18 protein-coding genes are annotated in these 16,916 nt (G+C 72.6%); 13 read left to right on the forward strand and 5 right to left on the reverse strand.

Translation table 11 applies throughout. From position 1 onward, the window contains the following. The first annotated feature begins 78 nt into the window (after positions 1 to 78). Together BCL76_RS10190 and pucL are read left to right on the forward strand one after the other, a co-directional pair. Entirely contained in the window at positions 79 to 1,428 is a 1,350-nt protein-coding gene (locus BCL76_RS10190) for an aspartate aminotransferase family protein (protein ID WP_109779162.1), read from the forward strand. A 283-nt stretch (positions 1,429 to 1,711) separates the two neighbouring features. Beyond that, positions 1,712 to 2,629 (forward strand): factor-independent urate hydroxylase, encoded by a 918-nt coding sequence (pucL, locus tag BCL76_RS10195; protein WP_109779163.1) that lies wholly within the window; start codon positions 1,712 to 1,714, stop codon positions 2,627 to 2,629. A gap of 77 nt (positions 2,630 to 2,706) precedes the next feature. Here pucL and BCL76_RS10200 read toward each other — a convergent pair whose 3' ends face one another. Then, entirely contained in the window at positions 2,707 to 3,180 is a 474-nt protein-coding gene (locus BCL76_RS10200) for a histidine phosphatase family protein (protein ID WP_109779164.1), read from the reverse strand. A 187-nt stretch (positions 3,181 to 3,367) separates the two neighbouring features. Between BCL76_RS10200 and BCL76_RS10205 the strand changes: the two genes are divergently transcribed. The 6 genes from BCL76_RS10205 to BCL76_RS10230 all read left to right on the forward strand — a co-directional run bounded on the left by BCL76_RS10205 (position 3,368) and on the right by BCL76_RS10230 (position 6,299). Continuing rightward, positions 3,368 to 3,583 carry a CbtB domain-containing protein gene (locus BCL76_RS10205; protein WP_109779165.1) on the forward strand — a complete coding sequence of 72 codons (216 nt, stop codon included), beginning with the start codon at positions 3,368 to 3,370 and terminating at the stop codon, positions 3,581 to 3,583. A 45-nt stretch (positions 3,584 to 3,628) separates the two neighbouring features. Further along, a complete protein-coding gene (locus tag BCL76_RS10210) occupies positions 3,629 to 4,393 on the forward strand; it encodes a CbtA family protein (RefSeq protein ID WP_109779166.1) in 765 nt (254 codons plus the stop codon). A gap of 21 nt (positions 4,394 to 4,414) precedes the next feature. Beyond that, complete coding sequence (locus tag BCL76_RS10215) at positions 4,415 to 4,663, forward strand: hypothetical protein (RefSeq protein ID WP_030714370.1); 249 nt, start codon at positions 4,415 to 4,417, stop codon at positions 4,661 to 4,663. A 230-nt stretch (positions 4,664 to 4,893) separates the two neighbouring features. Continuing rightward, on the forward strand, positions 4,894 to 5,493 hold the full coding sequence (locus tag BCL76_RS10220) for a class F sortase (RefSeq protein ID WP_109779167.1): 600 nt from the start codon (positions 4,894 to 4,896) through the stop codon (positions 5,491 to 5,493). 112 nt (positions 5,494 to 5,605) lie between these two features. Beyond that, positions 5,606 to 6,034: a hypothetical protein gene (locus tag BCL76_RS10225; RefSeq protein WP_146228351.1), complete on the forward strand. Its 429-nt coding sequence runs from the start codon at positions 5,606 to 5,608 to the stop codon at positions 6,032 to 6,034. A gap of 58 nt (positions 6,035 to 6,092) precedes the next feature. Continuing rightward, a complete protein-coding gene (locus tag BCL76_RS10230) occupies positions 6,093 to 6,299 on the forward strand; it encodes a hypothetical protein (RefSeq protein WP_109779169.1) in 207 nt (68 codons plus the stop codon). Positions 6,300 to 6,378: 79 nt separating this feature from the next. Here the strand turns inward: BCL76_RS10230 and BCL76_RS10235 are convergent, their stop codons facing one another. The 3 genes from BCL76_RS10235 to BCL76_RS10245 form a co-directional block, all read right to left on the reverse strand. Next, on the reverse strand, positions 6,379 to 6,783 hold the full coding sequence (locus BCL76_RS10235; RefSeq protein ID WP_109779170.1) for a hypothetical protein: 405 nt from the start codon (positions 6,781 to 6,783) through the stop codon (positions 6,379 to 6,381). Between the two features lie 65 nt (positions 6,784 to 6,848). Further along, positions 6,849 to 7,247, reverse strand: a complete 399-nt coding sequence (locus BCL76_RS10240) for a RidA family protein (RefSeq protein WP_109779171.1) — start codon at positions 7,245 to 7,247, stop codon at positions 6,849 to 6,851. A 64-nt stretch (positions 7,248 to 7,311) separates the two neighbouring features. Continuing rightward, the gene (locus BCL76_RS10245; protein WP_109779455.1) at positions 7,312 to 7,785 is read right to left on the reverse strand and encodes an RrF2 family transcriptional regulator; all 474 of its coding nucleotides are present in this window, start codon (positions 7,783 to 7,785) and stop codon (positions 7,312 to 7,314) included. A gap of 125 nt (positions 7,786 to 7,910) precedes the next feature. On the opposite strand from BCL76_RS10245, the gene BCL76_RS10250 reads away from it, so the two are divergent. The 4 genes from BCL76_RS10250 (at position 7,911) to BCL76_RS10265 (ending at position 12,881) form a co-directional block, all read left to right on the forward strand. Next, the gene (locus BCL76_RS10250) at positions 7,911 to 8,738 is read left to right on the forward strand and encodes a hypothetical protein (protein ID WP_109779172.1); all 828 of its coding nucleotides are present in this window, start codon (positions 7,911 to 7,913) and stop codon (positions 8,736 to 8,738) included. Between the two features lie 82 nt (positions 8,739 to 8,820). Further along, on the forward strand, positions 8,821 to 10,818 hold the full coding sequence (locus BCL76_RS10255; protein ID WP_181382499.1) for an FUSC family protein: 1,998 nt from the start codon (positions 8,821 to 8,823) through the stop codon (positions 10,816 to 10,818). An 84-nt stretch (positions 10,819 to 10,902) separates the two neighbouring features. Beyond that, a complete protein-coding gene (locus tag BCL76_RS10260) occupies positions 10,903 to 11,604 on the forward strand; it encodes a hypothetical protein (protein WP_109779173.1) in 702 nt (233 codons plus the stop codon). Next, positions 11,592 to 12,881, forward strand: a complete 1,290-nt coding sequence (locus tag BCL76_RS10265; RefSeq protein WP_109779174.1) for a sensor histidine kinase — start codon at positions 11,592 to 11,594, stop codon at positions 12,879 to 12,881. Before BCL76_RS10260 ends, BCL76_RS10265 begins: the two co-directional genes overlap by 13 nt. 81 nt (positions 12,882 to 12,962) lie before the next feature. Here BCL76_RS10265 and BCL76_RS10270 read toward each other — a convergent pair whose 3' ends face one another. Next, a complete protein-coding gene (locus BCL76_RS10270; protein ID WP_109779175.1) occupies positions 12,963 to 15,050 on the reverse strand; it encodes a PhoX family protein in 2,088 nt (695 codons plus the stop codon). Positions 15,051 to 15,473: 423 nt separating this feature from the next. On the opposite strand from BCL76_RS10270, the gene BCL76_RS38890 reads away from it, so the two are divergent. Then, positions 15,474 to 16,871, forward strand: a complete 1,398-nt coding sequence (locus BCL76_RS38890) for a VWA domain-containing protein (protein WP_309136818.1) — start codon at positions 15,474 to 15,476, stop codon at positions 16,869 to 16,871. Positions 16,872 to 16,916: the final 45 nt, after the last annotated feature.

Here is a 16,916-nt window from a genome sequence, read left to right on the forward strand (position 1 = left end):
CCGGCCCGGCCTGCCTCGGCACCGTGCCGTCCGGCCGACCCCCGCCCCGTCCACATCATGGACAACTACCCTCGTTTCATGAACGCAGAAGCCGCCGCCCTCGCCGCCGTGAAAGACGCTGACCGGAAGCACGTCTTCCACTCCTGGTCGGCGCAGGAGCTCATCGATCCGCTCGCCGTGGCCGGCGCGGAGGGCTCGTACTTCTGGGACTACCAGGGCAACCGCTTCCTCGACTTCTCCAGCGCCCTCGTCTACACGAACATCGGGTACCAGCACCCGAAGGTCACCGCGGCCATCCAGGAGCAGGCGGCCAAGCTCTGCACCGTCGCGCCGGGCTTCGCCGTCGACGTGCGCTCCGAGGCGGCCCGACTGATCGCCGAGCGCACCCCCGGCGACCTCGACAAGATCTTCTTCACCAACGCGGGCGCCGAGGCCGTGGAGAACGCCGTCCGCATGGCCCGGCTGCACACCGGCCGGCCCAAGGTGCTGTCCGCGTACCGCTCGTACCACGGCGCCACCTCCACCGCGATCAACCTGACGGGCGACGCGCGCCGCTTCGGCAACGACTCCGCGACCGCCGGCGTCGTGCACTTCTGGGGGCCGTTCGCCTACCGCTCGCCCTTCTACGCGGCCACCGAGGCCGAGGAGTGCGAGCGGGCCCTGCGCCACCTGGAGGACACGATCGTCTTCGAGGGGCCGCAGTCCATCGCCGCGATCATCCTGGAGACCGTCGGCGGCGCCCCGGGCGTGCTCGTCCACCCGGACGGCTACCTGGCCGGCGTCCGCGCGCTGTGCGACCGCTTCGGCATCGTCTTCGTCCTGGACGAGATCATGGTCGGCTTCGGGCGCACCGGTAAGTGGTTCGCCTCCGAGCACTGGGACGTGACCCCCGACCTGATCTGCTTCGCCAAGGGCGTGACCAGCGGATACCTCCCGCTCGGCGGGGTCGCCATCTCGGCCGCCATCGCCGAGACCTTCGCCCGCAAGCCCTACCCGGGCGGGCTGACGTACTCCGGGCACGTGCTGGCCTGCGCGGCCGCCGTGGCGACGATCGGCGTCATGGAGGAGGAGGGCATCGTCGAGCAGTCCGCCCGCACCGGCGCCGAGCTGCTGGGCCCCGGCCTGCGCGCGCTCGCCGAGCGGCACCCCTCGGTCGGCGAGGTCCGCGGGCTCGGCACCTTCTGGGCCCTGGAACTCGTACGGAGCAAGGAGACCCGCGAACCGCTGGTCCCGTACAACGCCTCCGGTGCGGAGAACGCCCCGATGGCCGAGTTCGCGGCCGCCTGCAAGAAGGGCGGGCTCTGGCCGCTCGTCGCCGGCAACCGCATCCACATCGCGCCGCCGTGCAACATCTCGCCCGCGGACGTGGCCAAGGGGCTGGAGATTCTCGACGAGGCCCTCTCGGTGGCGGATGCGCACACCGCCTGACCTGCGGTTCTGTGGGGTCGCCCAAGGCGTGGGTGCTGGTGTTCGGAGGATTTGTACGGGGATCAACCCCCCGTACACATGCTGCAATCCGTGCAGGCCGTTAAGACACACAACAGGCCAAGCACCTACGAACCGGGATGCACGTCAGGCCCGGGGCGGTCCCTCGGTGAGGGGCCGAACGGCGGGGAGCGGGACGTCCTTGACTCGGGCGGGCGCTGGACGCCGGGCGTACGGGATCCAGACGACCGGACTCCGTGTTCCCGAGTACCCGAAGGAAGACAGCATGAGCAAGCACGTCCTGGCCCAGAACCAGTACGGCAAGGCCGAGAACCGCATCGTGAAGGTCACCCGCAAGGGCGGCGACGGTTCCTGGCACGAGATCCGCGACCTCAACGTCTCGGTCGCGCTCCGTGGTGAATTCCGCGATGTCCACCTCACCGGCGACAACGCCAACTGCCTGCCGACCGACACCACCAAGAACACGGTGTACGCCTTCGGCAAGGAGCACGGCATCGACTCCCCCGAGGCCTTCGGCATCCTCCTCGCCAAGCACTTCGTCTCCTCGCAGCAGCCGATCCGCGAGGCCCAGATCCGCATCGAGGAATACGTGTGGGACCGCATCCCGGTCCCCACGCGCAAGGAGCAGCACTCCTTCGTCCGCAAGGGCCAGGAGGTGCGCACCGCGCAGATCACCTACAGCGAGACGACCGGCCTGCAGGTCATCTCGGGGCTGAAGGACCTGACGGTGATGAACTCGACCAACTCCGAGTTCCACGGCTACATCAAGGACAAGTACACGACCCTGCAGGAGGCGTACGACCGCATCCTGGCGACCAAGGTCACCGCGCGCTGGGCGCACTCGGCGCTGGCCGCCGACGACGCCGGGTACGACTGGGACCAGGCGTACAAGAAGGTCCGCAAGAACATGCTGGAAGCCTTCGCGGAGACGTACTCGTACTCGCTGCAGCAGACCCTGAACCAGATGGCCGAGCGCGTGCTCGACACCTGCCCCAAGGTCAACGAGGTGCGCCTCAACCTCCCCAACAAGCACCACTTCCTCGTCGACCTGGAGCCCTTCGGCCTCAAGAACGACAACGAGGTCTACTTCGCCGCGGACCGGCCGTACGGCCTGATCGAGGGCACGATCCACCGCGACGGCGTGCAGCCGGTGATCTCGACGTCCGACTGGATCGTCGCGTAACGCACCTGTCGACTTCCGTTCGGCCCGGACCGCGTCGCGGGGTCCGGGCCGAATCGTTTCACCTACGGCTGCTCGACCTACGACGGCTCGACCTGCGGATGCTCGTCCTGCGGCTGCCCCACCAGGAGGTTCCAGCGCCCCGCCCGCCCGGTGAGGGTGGTCACCGACTCCGGCCGGACGTCGAGCCGCCAGAACGCCACCGCGGGCAGCTCCAGGGCGTGCACCACGGCCGCCCGTACGACGGCCTGCTCGACCACCATCCGGTGCGTGCCCTCGGCCAGGCCCGCCAGCTCCGCCCCGACGCGGGCGATCAGCGTGTCCACGGACTCCCCGCCCGGCGGCGCGTACGCCGGATCCGTCAGCCACGCGCGCACGGCCGCCGGATCCCGGCCCGCCACCTCGTCCAGCGTCAGCCCGGCCCACTCACCCGTGGCCGCGCCGCGCAGCCCCTCGTGCCCCGGGCACGGCCGCGCGTGACCGAAGCGGCCCTGACGGGCGGCCGCGTCCAGCGGGAAACTGACCAGTCGAACTCGTACCAACGGGGTGCTCATAAGGCGAGCGTAAGCGCGGTACGGTCACAAATGGTTCAATTGACCTACGACGGAACGACGGAAGCCCGGTGAGAATCCGGCACGGTCGCGCCACTGTGAAACCTCCTCCAGGGGAGGAAAGTCAGACCCGCCACCGTCGTAGCGAGCACCACTGACCGGGACGCGTGTTCCCTCTGGAGGTTCTGCCATGGCCCACTCCGCCGTGCCCACGACGAACTCACCCGTCATCGCCCCCCTCTCACTCTCCGCGCTGGCCCCCTGGGCCGTGTTCGTCGGCATCCTCATGCTCGTCCTGCTGTACTTCGTCGGCGCCGAGCAGGGCGCCACCTCGGTCTTCGAGGGGGAGACCATCCACGAATGGCTGCACGACGGCCGCCACCTGCTCGGCTTCCCCTGCCACTGATTCCCCTGCCATCGAACGACGTCTCAGCAAGGGAACCGACGCACCATGACGTCCACTTCTCCGGGTGGGGTCTCCCCCCGCACCCTGCTCGTCCGCGGCATGCTCGCCGGCCTCCTGGCCGGCGTGGCCGCTTTCCTCGTCGCCTACCTCCTCGGTGAGTCCGAGGTGGACGCGGCGATCGCCATCGAAGAAGCCGCCGCCGGTCACGACCACGGCGAGGACGCGCCGGTCGGCCGGGCCCTCCAGGCCACCGCCGGCCTCGGCACCGGCGTCCTGCTCTACGCGGTCGCGCTCGGCGGCATCGCCGCGCTGGTCTACTGCTTCGCCCTCGGCCGCATCGGCCGCTTCGGCCCGCGCGCCACGGCCGCCCTGGTCACCGGGGCCCTGTACGTCACCGTGACACTGGTGCCGTTCTTCAAGTACCCCGCCAATCCCCCCGCCGTGGGCGATCCCGGGACCGTCGCCCGACGGACCGCCCTCTACCTCCTGATGATCGCGCTGAGCGTGCTGCTGGCGGCCGGCGCGCTGATCCTCGGCCGGCGGCTCGCGCCGAGGCTCGGCAACGGGAACGCGTCGATCGTCGCCGGCGCGGCCTTCGTCCTGCTCATCGGCCTCTCGTACGCCCTGCTGCCCGGCATCGACGAGGTGCCGGCGGCCTTCCCGGCCACGCTGATCTGGGAGTTCCGCCTGGCGTCCCTGGCCATCCAGACGGCACTGTGGACGACTTTCGGCCTGGCTTTCGGTTTTCTAGCCGAACGGGCCCTTGTGCCCGCCTCCGCACCCAAGGAGGCTGTGCAGCCGACCAGTTGAGCACGAGGGGGCCGGTAGTACATGGCGACGGCGATCAGGGAATGGCGGGGCTGGACGGGCGCCGCCCCGTTCTGGCTCAACTCGTTCCTGCTGCTCCTGGCCCCCTGCTGCGCCGTCACGCTCTTCGGTCAGATCGGGATCATCGCCGCGCTGGCCGCGCTCGGCGGCCTGGCCCGCCACCTCTGGTACGGCGACTACGGCCACCCGGCCATGCACCTGGCCGGCGCGCTGATGGGGGCGGGCACGGCCGCCGTCGTCATGTGCGGCTAGCAGGCCGGGGCGGGCCGGGAACGTCCGGACCTCACCCGTTCGGGCGCATGGGCGCCACCCCGGGGATCGGGCGGGTGGACCCTTCGCGAACTGCGAAGACTCACCGATCGGGCGACGACACGCCCGTGACGTGATGTCAGTCCACCGTGTTGCACGGGGTGCCGATGGGCAGAGGAAGTGTCCACTGCTCACATGACCCCGGCCGCCCGAGCCGGACAGGAGGGAATCCCATGCCCCGCGCCAAGTGGGCCGTCGCCGCGCTGACGGTGGTTGTGTTGTCCACCGGTATCGCGGTGTTGCAACGGACCGAGGGGGCCCGGCCGGCGGCCGTGACCACCGACGACGCGCTGCCCTCGCGGGCGTTGGGCCTGTCCGGCCACCGCCGGCTGGTACGGGAGCTGGAACAGTCCGGCGAGCACACCCCCGGCACGGGAGCCCGGTCCCCGCGGACCGCCCCCGGGCCGCTGCGGGAGGTCACCGGGCCGCTGCGGGCCGCGCGGCCGCTGCGGTTGCGGATCCCCAGCCTGGGCGTGGACGTACCGCTGAACGGCGACCGGGAGCAGTTCGCGTGGGACACCGGGGGACCGGCACCCGGTGCGGCCGGGACCGCGGTGGTGACCGTGGAAGGGCTTCGCCTCGGCGAGTTGCGGCGGGGTCGGACCATCGAGATCCCCCGCGCGGACAGCCGTACGGCCGTGTTCACCGTCGTACGGACCTCACCCGGCAGGAGCTCCGGCCACGAAGGCCCGCCCGGCCGGGCCCAACTGCGGCTGGTCGGCGGCGAGACCGCCGTGCTGGCCCGGCTGACCGGGCAGCGCCGTACCCGCTGAGCCCCCCGGTCCGGGGTGTTCTGTCAGCCGTGAGGGGTGTCTTCGTCCCCCGGTCGGGGGCTTCTCGGTGTCCGTCCGGGAGTCCCCCGGCGTGGCGGGGCACACCCCTGCCATGAGCGGGAGGCACCACGCGCGTTCGGCACCGGCCAGGGCTCTGACCGTGGTCTGTGTCGTGCTGCTGTGCGTCTTCGGCGCCGGACCCGCCGGCGCCGCGGCCGCCGAGTTCCGCCCCGCCTCCACCGCTCCCGCCGCGCCCGCCGCGCCCGGTGTGCCGGTCGCGCCCACCGCGCCTGCCGCGCCGGGCGCCCCCGCCGAGTCCCCCGAGCCCGGCGAGGGCCCCTCCGATCCGGCCCCGGCCCCCGATCCCGAGGCCCGGGCGGCCGTACGGACGATCACGCGTGGGCTGCTCGGCGTACGGCGGGCACCGCCGGCGGTGTTTCACGTGGAACCGCTCGCCGCTCCGGCGTGCGGGCCTGTCCGGGACGCGGCCGAACCGGCCCTTTCCCGGCGGACGGTGCGGAGTGTGGTGCTGCGCTGCTGAGCGGACCGAGGTCCGGACGCAGCCCCCACACCCCCCTGAGCACCCGTGAGGTTCCGCCATGCCCATCGACCCGTACGCCGCACTGAACGCCATGCTCCGCGCCGAGGTCACCCGGTTCTCCCCGCCGGTCCGGCAGACCGAGCCGGCCGCGTCCGCGAAGACCGTGGCCACCGCCACCGCCACCGCCGCGGCCCCAGCGACGGCCACGACCGTCGAGGCGGAGAGCGAACCGCAGCGGACCGCCCCCGCGGATTCGGCCGCGTAGGAACCGCGCGCGGGCGCGCGGCGGAGCGCCGGTCGCCCTGGCCCCTCGGCCCGGGAACCGGCGCTCGCCGCCCGTCCGCTCAGTCCTCGTGCGTGTAGTAGCGGTAGAACGCCGCCAGACCGACGCCCGCCGCGACGGCGAGGCCCACCACGACGGCCTTGAGGATCGACTGGTCGGTGAGGCTGTGCAGATAGCCCGCCGCGATGCCGCCGAAGGCGCCGTAGGCGGCGGCGTGGACCTCACGCATCATCCGGGGACCGACCCTGGCCAGGCCGAACATGACCGCTGCGAAGATCACGCCGCACAGGATCCCGTAGAAGACGTTGCCCGCGGTCACCGGCCCCGCCTGGCGCTCGATGAAGGCGGCCCAGAATCCGTACACGAGTCCGAGGAGCACGGGGCCCACGAACGCGCTCTTGTGCAGGTGGGCCGTGTTCGCCGTCTGCCGGTGCCGCCCGAAGGCGGAAGGTGCCGCATGTGCCATGACGGGCTCCTCTCTCCATCATCCAGGGCACACCCGCGACCCCCGACCGGCAAGTGGATCAGCGGTCAGGGCGTGCGCACGGCCACCGCGTCGATCTCGAAGAGCATGTCGGGCAGGGCGAGCGCGGCGACGCCGATCAGGGTCTGGGCGGGCAGTTCGGTCCCCCAGGTGGCGTGCAGCTGCCCCAGGAGGATCTCCAGCTTCCGCTGGTCGTGGCCGACGATGTAGGTGCCGATCCGGACCACGTCACCGGGACCGAGGCCGACGGCGGCGAGGGCCGTACGGAGGTTGGCGAAGGCTCGCTCGACCTGGTCGGCGAAGTCCTCGGAGACGACGTGGCCGTGCTCGTCGGAGCCGTACTGGCCGGCTATGAACACCTGCTCGCCGGGTGCGCAGACGATGTGGCTGTAGCCGTAGTCGGTCGGGGTGTGGAGTCCTGCCGGGTTGATGATGCTGCGCGTCATACCGAGCTCCCTTTGGTCCGTGTCCGTGTCCGTGTCCGTGTCCGTATCCGTGGGCGCGGTGCGGCTACCGCGTGGCGAGCCAGGCGCGGAGCCGCTCGGGGGCCTCGGGGGCCTGCCGTTCGGCCTGCTGCCGGATCTCGTCGAGGTTCTGGGCCGCCAGTGCCCTACGCCAGGCCAGTTCGGCCCGGGTCATGGCGTGCGCGATGGCGCAGTCGGCCGGGTAGCCGGACGCGGCGCCGGCGCCGGGACCCTGCTGCCGGATCTCCGTGCACCGGAAGGCGTCCTCGGCCCCCTCCACGGCGACGACCACGTCCATGAGCGAGATGGCGTCGAGCGGGCGGGCCAGCCGGAACCCGCCCCGGGGGCCGGGGGTGGAGGTGACGATGCCCGCCCGGGCCAGCGCCTGGAGCTGCTTGTTGAGGTAGGCCGCCGGCAGGTCGTGCCACGCGGCGAGCCGCGCCGCCGACACGGCCCGGTCCGGACCGCTCCAGGCCAGGTTGACGCAGCTGTGCAGCGCCCACTCGACGCCCTCGCTCATCTTCATAATCTGGATATTAGATGTCCAGGATTATCGGCGCAAGGATGCCACGCCGACCGAAGGCCCACCACCCGCCCGCAGCAACACCGCTCGCGCGCGGCCCCGCGTCCGCATTCCCTGGTGACGTGCGCACCATCCTGTCGACGGTACTCATCGTGCTCGTGGCCCTTCTGGTGCCCGCGAGCGCCGTCGCGTACTGGGCCGACCGCGAGCTGGGCGACGCCGACCGGTACACCGCCGCCATGTCCCCCCTCGCCGAGAACCCCAAGGTGCAGGAGGTCGTCGTCACACAGGTCTCACGCGCCCTCGCCGGGCAGATCGACGCGGGCCCCTTCCAGATCGGCCTGGACACCCTGCTCGGCGAGGCCCTGCACTCCTTCGCCGGCACCTCCGCCTACCGGACCGCCTGGGACGCGGCCAACCGCGCCGCCCACGCCGCGTTCCTCGACGCCCTCACCACCGGCCGCGGCGACGCCCTCACCATCGACCTCGCTCCCGTCATCGCCCAGGTCAGGGGCGACCTCGTCGCCGACGAGGTGCCCTTCGCCGACCGCATCCCGGTGACCCACCTGACCGTGAAGGTCATGGAGTACGACAACCTCGCCGATCTCCGGAAGGGCTTGCACATGCTCGAAGTCGCGGGCGTCTGGCTCCCCGTACTGACCCTGCTCCTGGCCGCGGCGGCCATCGCCGTCGCCGTCCACCGGCGGCGCGCCGTCCTGGCCACCGGAGCGGGACTGGCCGTCGGGGCCGGGCTGCTGTGGCTCGCGGTGGAGGTGTGCCGCCGGCTCACCCTCGACGATCTGCCCGCCGACATCGACCGACCCGCCGCCGGGGCGGTGTACGACGCGCTCACCGCGTACCTGCGCACCACCGCCTGGGTGGTGCTGGTGATCGGGCTCGCCGCCGCGCTCGCCGCCTGGGTGATGGGCCGACTACGCCCCACCCCATAAGCTCGGAAGGTACCAACACACACAGAACCATGCAGAAGATCCCAGAAGAACCGAATCGCGAGCGGCGGGCACGGAAGCGGGAATGAGCACCGAACGCACCGAACACATATCGTCGCGGAGAGCCCGGCACCTTCCGCTGGCTCCGCCCGCCTGGCTGCTGGGCGGTCTGAAGCCCAGTACCGCACCGATCCCGTGGGCCGCCGTGGCCCGGGCCTCAGTCGCGATGTCCGTCCCGCTCGCGGTCGGTTTCGCCCTCGACGAGCCCGAATACGGCGCGCTCGCCTCCATGGGCGCCCTCGCCGGAGTCCTCGGCGACACCGCCGACGCCTACCGGATGCGCGTCCTGACCATCGCCGTCCCCCAGCTCGTCGGCGCCGTCGGAGTGGCGCTGGGCACCCTGGTCTACGGGCACGGCTGGCTGGCCGTAGCAGCGCTCACCCTCATCGCCCTCGTCTCCGGGATGATCTCCTCCATCGGCACGGTCGCCTCCGTGTCCGGACTGCTGCTCCTGCTCAACGCCGTGATCGGCGCCGGGCTGCCGCTGCCCGAGCCCTGGTGGACGGCCCCGCTGCTGCTGACCGCGGGCGGGCTGTTCGTCCTCGCGCTGACCCTGCTGGGCTGGCCGCTGCGCCGACGGCAGCCGGAGCGCACCGCCGTGGCCGACACCTACCGGGCCTTGGCCGACGCCCTGGAGGCCGCCGGCGGCCCCGGCGCCCGCTACGACGAACGCCGTCAGGAGGTCACCCAGGCCATCAACCACGCCTACGACCTCGTGCTCGGCCGCCGGGCCCGGGTGCACGGGCGCAGCCCCTCCCTGGTGCGCCTGCTGGCCCAGCTCAACGTGGTGATCCCGCTGGTGGAGGCCGCGCCCGCCGCGCACCTGCGCGGCCGGCCGCTGCCCCCCGAGATCCCGGCGGCCGTACGGGAACTGGCCGACGCCGTCGAGGAGGGCCGCACCACGGCCCCCGAACTGGAACTGCCCGCCGCGCACACCCCGGCCGAGCGGGCCGTCGACGCGGCCCTGCGGCACGCGGCGAAGATCGTGCACATCGCCGAACCCGACCTGCACAACGTGGACGACCGGCTCGGCCGGCCCGCCGCGCTGCGAGTGCGGGCCCGGCGCGCGGTCCGCGACATGATGCTGTCCCGGGCCTCCTGGCGGTACGGGCTGCGGCTCGCGCTGTGCATCGGGATCGCGCAGTCCCTCGTATCGGTGATCGAGGTCGAGCGCTCCTACTGGATCGCGCTGACCGTCACCTTCGTCCTCAAGCCCGACTTCGGCTCGGTCTTCTCCCGGGCCGTGCTGCGCGCGCTCGGCACCGCGGGTGGGCTGGTCGTCGCGGCCGCAGTGCTCTCCGAGGTGCCGCGCGGCTGGTGGGACGTCCCGGTGATGGTGGTGCTCGCCGGGCTGATCCCCGCCTTCTCCGCCAAGGGGTACGCCTTCCAGACCGCCGCGATCACCCCGGTGATCCTGCTCCTCTCGGACCTGCTCAACCACCAGGGCTTCGACCTGATCCGGCCCCGGCTGGTGGACAGCCTGATCGGCTGCGCCATCACCCTCGTCTTCGGGTACCTGCTGTGGCCCGAGAGCTGGCACACCCGGATCGGCGACCGGCTCGCCGACACCGTGGACGACGCCGCCCGCTACGTGGAACGGGCCTTCGCGCCGGTCGCCGACGAGGCCGCGTTCGCCGTGGCCCGCACCGCCCGCCTCCAGGCCCGGCGGCGCATCTACCGGGACCTGTCGGGCGTACGCAGCGAGTTCCAGCGGGCGCTGACCGAGCCGCCGCCGACCGGGCCGCGGGCCGCCGCCTGGTGGCCGCTGGTGGTCGCCGTCGAGCGGATCGTGGACGCGACCACCGCCGCGCGTGTCCGCGTCAACCACGGCGCGACCCCGCCCCCCGCCGGTGAGGTCGAGTCGATCGCGCGCCGGCTGCACGACCTGGCCGACCGGGTGCGCAGCAGCACCGTCCCGGTACGCGTCGAGAACGCGGAGCCGGAGGGCGCGGGAACGAGCGTGCTGGCCCCCGTCCACCAGGAGATCGCGGCGGCCCTGGCCATCGCCCGGCCGGAGTCCTGACCGCCGCGGGCCCACCCGGGCCCGGCGTCCCCCGAATGGGTCGCCTCCCGGGCCGGACGGGGGCGCAGGGGGCAGCATCGGAGCATGCGCCGCGCCCCCGCCGTGATGGTCCTCGCCGTACTCCTGGCGGGGTGCGCCGATGTGGAGGGACTGCAGAGCGACGGCGATCTCGGCACGGTGCACGCCCCCAAGAGCCTGTGGAAGGACATCCGCCCCGAGCCGCCCGCCCCGGATCAGAAGCCGGGCACGGCCGCCGTGGTCCCCGGGCTTCCGAAGGTGACGGATCTGAGCATGCGCGGGGTGGACGCGCTGTCCGTCGTACGCGCCGACGTCACCTCCGCCGCCGAGCAGGACGGCGGTACCGGCCGGCTCGTCGACCCACGCGCCGGCCGGCGACTCGCCCTCTGCACACAGGCTGTGGACGGCGGCCCCGACTGCCCGGTGCGCCCCGCGGTCCTGCACGACCTGACGGGCAACGGCCGGGAGGAGCTCATCACCGCCCTGGACATCGACGACCGGGTCAGCGAGCTGCGCGTCTACACCGTCCAGGACGACGGGAGCATCGCCCGGATCCTGTCCCGGCGCGGGGTGCTGGAGGGCGTCGAGGTGGCCGCCGAGCACCTGGCGGTCCGCGAGCCCACGACGAATCCCGCCTACGTGTCCGTCTCCGACTACGTCTGGGACCCGAAGGCCGGGATCATGAACCTGTCCCAGCTCACCCTCGACGACTGCCCGGCACTGACGCAGAACCCGGTGGGCGAGGCGGGGTCGCGATGCGCGCGCTGAGCAGCCTGCGCTGGAAGATCGCGCTGACCACCACCATGGTGTGCTGCATGGTCGCCGCCGCGCTCGGCATCCTCGTGCACAACGTGGTCGCGCGGCAGATGGTCGGCGAGGTCCGCAAGGCCGCCGCCACCGAGCTGGCCCACGCCCTGGGCCACTACGAGTACGGCACCGCGCACGGCGACGTGAACGCCGTGCTCGACCCGCCCGACCTTCCCCGGCGGCTGCGCGAGCTCGTCGCGAGCGGCCAGACCGGCAGCATCGTCGGAGTGCAGGGGGGAAAGCCCGTCATGTGGGCGGCCGGGCCCGCGGACGGCCAGGCTCTCGCGGTCTGGCTGCCCTTCGGGAGCACCCGCGAGCGGCTGCGGGACATGGACACCGCCATCCTCGCCTCCGCGGCCCTCGCGGCCGGGCTGGTGGCACTGGCGGGCCTGTTCCTCGCCGACCGGATCAGCCGGCGGCTGGCGACCACGGCCGCCGTGGCCCGCCGGATCACCGCCGGGGACCTGGACGCCCGGGTGAACTTCCCGCACGAGGGGGACGATCAGGGCCCGCGCGGCTCCCGCGACGAGGTACGGGACGTGGCGCACGCGCTGGACTCGATGGCCAGCTCCCTCCAGGGCCGGTTGGAGGCGGAGAAGCGCTTCACGGCGGACGTCGCGCACGAGCTGCGGACCCCGCTCACCGGTTCGCTGGCCGCCGCGGCGCTGCTGCCCGAGGGCCGACCCAAGGAGATGATCAACAACCGGTTGAGGGCCCTGCACCTGCTGACGGAGGACCTGCTGGAGATCTCCCGGCTGGACTCGGGCGTCGAGCGGGCCGACCTCGCCCGGGTGGAGCTCGGCCGGGCGGTGGAGCGGGCCGTCGCCGCGGCCGCCGCGGGGAGCGGGGCCGCCCCGGAAGGCGGGCCGGCCGTGTCGGTACGGGTGGTGCGGGACACCGTGGTGGTCACCGACCGGCGGCGCCTCGACCGGATCCTGGCCAACCTGCTGGTCAACGCCGGCAAACACGGCAGCCCGCCGGTCGAGGTGACGGTGGAGGGCCCGATGGTGGTGGTCCGCGACCACGGACCCGGCTACCCGCCCGAGCTGATCGAGCGGGGTCCCCAGCGCTTCCGTACCGGGGACCCGGGCCGCGGCCGCGGTCACGGACTGGGGCTCACCATCGTGATGGGGCAGGCGGCCGTGCTGGAGATCGTGGTGGGCTTCGCCAACGCCCCCGACGGAGGCGCCGTGACGACGCTCCACCTCCCCGTCGGCAGGACGCCGGAAGGGAATTGAGCGCATTGCACGGTTTGAGCGGCTTGGATGCCCGAGGGGCGTGTTTCACGTGAAACACGCCCCTCGGGTCAACTGGTCCGGTCAGACGCCGATGTTGCGGCCGTCCTTGCGCCACACGGACACGACCGCCGGGCGGACGATCTTGCCGGGACCGTCGGGCCACACCGACTGCGGCTTCTCGACGGACGCGCCGTCGATCTCACCCGGGTGCTGGACGGAGACCAGGACGCGCTTGTCCTGGATGAGCGGGCCGCAGGTCTCGGCGCCGCGCGGAACGGTCAGGAACTGCTTGAGCTCACCGCGGCGCTCACCGGCCGTCGCGACACCGAACAGGCCGTCGTGGGAGCCGAGCTGGTTGCCGTCCGTGGAGATCCACAGGTTGCCGTGCGGGTCGAAGGCCACGTTGTCCGGGCAGGAGATCGGGCTGACCTTGTCCTTCGGGAAGCCCGCGAAGTAGGTGGCCGGGTCGTTCGGGTCACCGGCGACCAGGAAGAGCCGCCAGGCGAACCCGTCGCCCGCCGGGTCGTCGAAGTTCTCGGCGAGCTCCAGGATCTGGCCGTGCTTGTTCAGGTTGCGCGGGTTCGCCTCGGTGGCGCCTTCCTTGCCCGGCTTACCCCGGTCGGTGTTGTTGGTCAGCGCGATGTAGACGCGACCGGTGCGCGGGGAGGGCTCGACGTCCTCGGGGCGGTCCATCTTGGTGGCGCCCACCTTGTCGGCGGCCAGGCGCGTGAAGACGTACACCTCCTCGGCGGTCATGCCCTCGACGTGCGAGACGTTGCCGGTGGCCAGCTTGATCCACACGCCGGAACCGTCGAACTCACCGTCGGTGGGGAGCTTGCCGGTGCCGTCGAGCTCGGCGGCCGGGGAGTCACCGGTGAGCTTGGCGACGTAGAGGGTGCCCTCGTCGAGCAGCGTGAGGTTGTGCTCCTTCGCGGCGCGCGAATTGCCCTTCTTCATCTGCTTCGACGAGACGAACTTGTAGAAGTAGTCGAAGCGCTCGTCGTCGCCCATGTAGACGACCGGACGGCCGTCCTCGGTCAGACGGGGCTGCGCGGCCTCGTGCTTGAAGCGGCCGAGCGCGGTGCGCTTGCGCGGGACCGAGTTCGGGTCGTACGGGTCCAGCTCGACGACCCAGCCGAAGCGGTGCGACTCGTTGGGCTCCTGCGCCACGTCGAAGCGCTTGTCGAACCGCTCCCACTTGCGCTCGGTGGCGCCGGTGGTCATGCCGTAGCGCTTCAGGCGGGCGGCCTGGGCGGGGTCGGTGACCTGGCCGGCGTTGGCGAAGTACTGGTTGAAGTTCTCCTCGCCGTGCAGGGTGGTGCCCCACGGGGTGGTGCCACCGGCGCAGTTGTTGAGCGTGCCGAGCACCTTGGTGCCGGTGGGGTCGACGGAGGTCTTCAGGAGCGCGCTACCGGCGGCGGGGCCGGTCAGGCGGAACTCGCTCGTGGTGTGCAGGCGCCGGTTGAGCTGGTGGCGGCTGATCGCGGTCAGCTTGCCGCTGCGGTGGTCCTCCTGGACGGCGACCACGGACAGGCCGTGCGCGGCCCAGGCGATCTCGACCTGCTCGCGGGTCGGGTTGTTCGCGTCGTACGCCTTGAACATGAGGTTCTCGTCCGTGTACTCGTGGTTGGCCACGAGCAGCTGCTGGCGCTCGTAGTCGCCGCCGAGCGGGAGGAGGCTCAGGAAGTCGTTGTTGTAGCCGAACTGACCGGCCTGCGCGGCGGCCGTCTGCTTGTCGGGGTTGAAGCCCGGGGCGCCCTTGACGATCGGGTCGCCCCAGCGGATCACCAGGTTCTGGTCGTGGCCCTCGGGGACGGTGACCTTGTCGTCGGTGTTCGGCGCGACGGCCTTGAAGCGCAGACCACGGGCGGCCTCGCCGCCCTTGCCCGCGCCGGCCGCGGCGGCATCGGCGGAGGGGGTGGCGTTGGCGGTCTGCCCCGAGCCGCCGAACGCGACGGCGGACCCGGCGGCGGTGGCGACCGTCACGACGGCGGCGGAACGCAGCATCGCGCGGCGGGAGTAGGCGCGGGCTATGACATCGCCGACGTACTCGTTGTCGCTGGTGTTCGGCACCTCGTGGAAGCAGGCGTCGCCACAGCGGTAACGACAGGTGAGAGCGGACCGGCCGCTCCCATGCGGGTTGCCGATGAACGGCAGAAGCTTGCGCACGAGTGTCCTCCGAGTAGCTGCGTGGGCGCCGACAACCTGTCGGTACGATCCAGCCGAGACGGTAGGCCCGGGTTGCGCCGAAGCGGCGGCGCGGGGATGAACGGTCGGTGAACCCGGCACGTCGGAGCGGCAGTTCACTCAGCGTGTACGGGTGATTGGGAGCCGGACGCCACGAAAGGCGCCCCTGCCGAAGATCCAGCCGGGCGGCCGATAACCTTACGTGTCCACTCTGGGCAGGGATCATCCGCGCAGCACGGACAAATGACGCACGCACACATGCGAAAGGCCTGGCCCATGGGTATTCGGAGCTTGTTGCGCAAGGTATTCGGACGGTCCGCGGACTCCGTTCCGGAAACTACGGACACCCCTTCGGCCGCTGTCCCGAACCAGGCGGAACGGACCCCTCTGGACGTCGCCGCCGAAATGGTGGCGGCGTCCTTCGACAACCCGACGGTTCCGCCGCAGTCCAGCCCGCGTGACCGCGAACCGGGCACGGTCCTCACGGCCCCCGCCACGGCGGCGGACCCGACGGTGCCGGAAGCCCGCCGTGCGCCTGCGGCGAAGCCCGGCGGAGAAACCCCCGCACCCCCGGCGGAGCCCACGCCGGCTGCCGAACCGGCCGCCGAACCGGCTGCCGAGCCGGTCGCCGCCGAGGCCGAGGCCGCCCCTGAGGCGGAGCCGGTCGCCGTCGAGGCGCAGGACGCTCCCGCCGCGGAGCCGGCTGAGGCCGAGGCTCCGCAGGCACAGGACGAGGTCGAGGCTCCGGCTGCCGCCGAGGTGGAGGCCGAGCCGGTCGCAGCCGAAGCCGCCGCCCCCGAGGCGGAGCCGGCCGAGGTCGAGGCCGAGACCGCCCCTGAGGCGGAGCCGGTCGCCGCCGAGGTCGAAGCCGAGCCGGTCGCCGCCGAGGTGGAGGCCGAGCCGGCTGCCGCCGAGGTCGAAGCCGAGCCCGTCGCCGCCGAGGTGGAGGCCGAGCCGGTCGCCGCCGAGGTCGAAGCCGAGCCCGTCGCCGCCGAGGTGGAGGCCGAGCCGGTCGCCGCCGAGGTCGAAGCCGAGCCGGTCGCCGCCGCGCCGGAGCCGGCCGAGGTCGTCGCCGAAGCAGAGCAGCCCGAGGTCGAAGCCGAGCCCGTCGCCGTCGAGGTCGAGCCGGTTGCCGGGGCGGAGGCGCCGGCCAACGGGGCCGCCGTCGTGCGGCGGCGGGCGCCCGAGGTCGCGGGGGCGTACAAGGCCGCCGGGCAGGTGCTGCGGAGCAAGGGGAAGGCCGGGGCGCGGGCCAAGGTCTACCTCGTGCTGGACCGTTCCGGGTCGATGCGCGGGTTCTACAAGGACGGCAGCGCCCAGTACCTCGCCGACCACGCCCTGGCCCTCGCCGCGCACCTGGACGACGCGGCGACCGTGCACACCGTGTTCTTCTCCACGGAGGTGGACGGCACCGCCGACCTGGCCCTCGACGGCTATGACGCCGCCTGGGTCGAGGCCCGCCACGCCGAGCTCGGCCGGATGGGCCGCACCAGCTACCACGTGGCCGTCGAGGCCGTCCTGGAGCGCTACCAGAAGGACGGCGGCGAGGGCCCGGCCCTGGTCGTCTTCCAGACCGACGGCGCCCCCGACAACCGTCAGCCCGCCCGGCAGGCCCTGGCCGACGCCGCCACCGCCGCCCCCGGCGTGCACTGGCAGTTCGTCGCCTTCGGCGACCACGACGCCAAGGCCTTCGACTTCCTGCGCAAGCTGGACGCCGAGAACGCCGGCTTCTTCCACGCCGGCCCGGCCCCCACCGAACTCACCTCCGCCGCCCTGGTCAAGGGCATCCTGGAGCAGTTCTAGTACCGATACGACGAAGGCGGCGCCCCCCTCCGGCAAGGAGGGGGG

Source organism: Streptomyces sp. CG 926, from assembly GCF_003148825.1.
Lineage (GTDB): Bacteria > Actinomycetota > Actinomycetes > Streptomycetales > Streptomycetaceae > Streptomyces.

Bases quoted from the DNA above. Each gene is read 5' to 3' on its own strand.
- BCL76_RS10200 (WP_109779164.1), bottom strand. From the start codon at position 3,180: ATGAGCACCCCGTTGGTACGAGTTCGACTGGTCAGTTTCCCGCTGGAC.
- BCL76_RS10240 (WP_109779171.1), bottom strand. From the start codon at position 7,247: ATGACGCGCAGCATCATCAACCCGGCAGGACTCCACACCCCGACCGAC.
- BCL76_RS10190 (WP_109779162.1), top strand. From the start codon at position 79: ATGAACGCAGAAGCCGCCGCCCTCGCCGCCGTGAAAGACGCTGACCGG.
- BCL76_RS38890 (WP_309136818.1), top strand. From the start codon at position 15,474: ATGGTGGCGGCGTCCTTCGACAACCCGACGGTTCCGCCGCAGTCCAGC.
- BCL76_RS10245 (WP_109779455.1), bottom strand. From the start codon at position 7,785: ATGAGCGAGGGCGTCGAGTGGGCGCTGCACAGCTGCGTCAACCTGGCC.
- BCL76_RS10210 (WP_109779166.1), top strand. From the start codon at position 3,629: ATGACGTCCACTTCTCCGGGTGGGGTCTCCCCCCGCACCCTGCTCGTC.
- pucL (WP_109779163.1), top strand. From the start codon at position 1,712: ATGAGCAAGCACGTCCTGGCCCAGAACCAGTACGGCAAGGCCGAGAAC.
- BCL76_RS10230 (WP_109779169.1), top strand. From the start codon at position 6,093: ATGCCCATCGACCCGTACGCCGCACTGAACGCCATGCTCCGCGCCGAG.
- BCL76_RS10215 (WP_030714370.1), top strand. From the start codon at position 4,415: ATGGCGACGGCGATCAGGGAATGGCGGGGCTGGACGGGCGCCGCCCCG.
- BCL76_RS10225 (WP_146228351.1), top strand. From the start codon at position 5,606: ATGAGCGGGAGGCACCACGCGCGTTCGGCACCGGCCAGGGCTCTGACC.
- BCL76_RS10255 (WP_181382499.1), top strand. From the start codon at position 8,821: ATGAGCACCGAACGCACCGAACACATATCGTCGCGGAGAGCCCGGCAC.
- BCL76_RS10235 (WP_109779170.1), bottom strand. From the start codon at position 6,783: ATGGCACATGCGGCACCTTCCGCCTTCGGGCGGCACCGGCAGACGGCG.
- BCL76_RS10260 (WP_109779173.1), top strand. From the start codon at position 10,903: ATGCGCCGCGCCCCCGCCGTGATGGTCCTCGCCGTACTCCTGGCGGGG.
- BCL76_RS10220 (WP_109779167.1), top strand. From the start codon at position 4,894: ATGCCCCGCGCCAAGTGGGCCGTCGCCGCGCTGACGGTGGTTGTGTTG.
- BCL76_RS10265 (WP_109779174.1), top strand. From the start codon at position 11,592: ATGCGCGCGCTGAGCAGCCTGCGCTGGAAGATCGCGCTGACCACCACC.
- BCL76_RS10205 (WP_109779165.1), top strand. From the start codon at position 3,368: ATGGCCCACTCCGCCGTGCCCACGACGAACTCACCCGTCATCGCCCCC.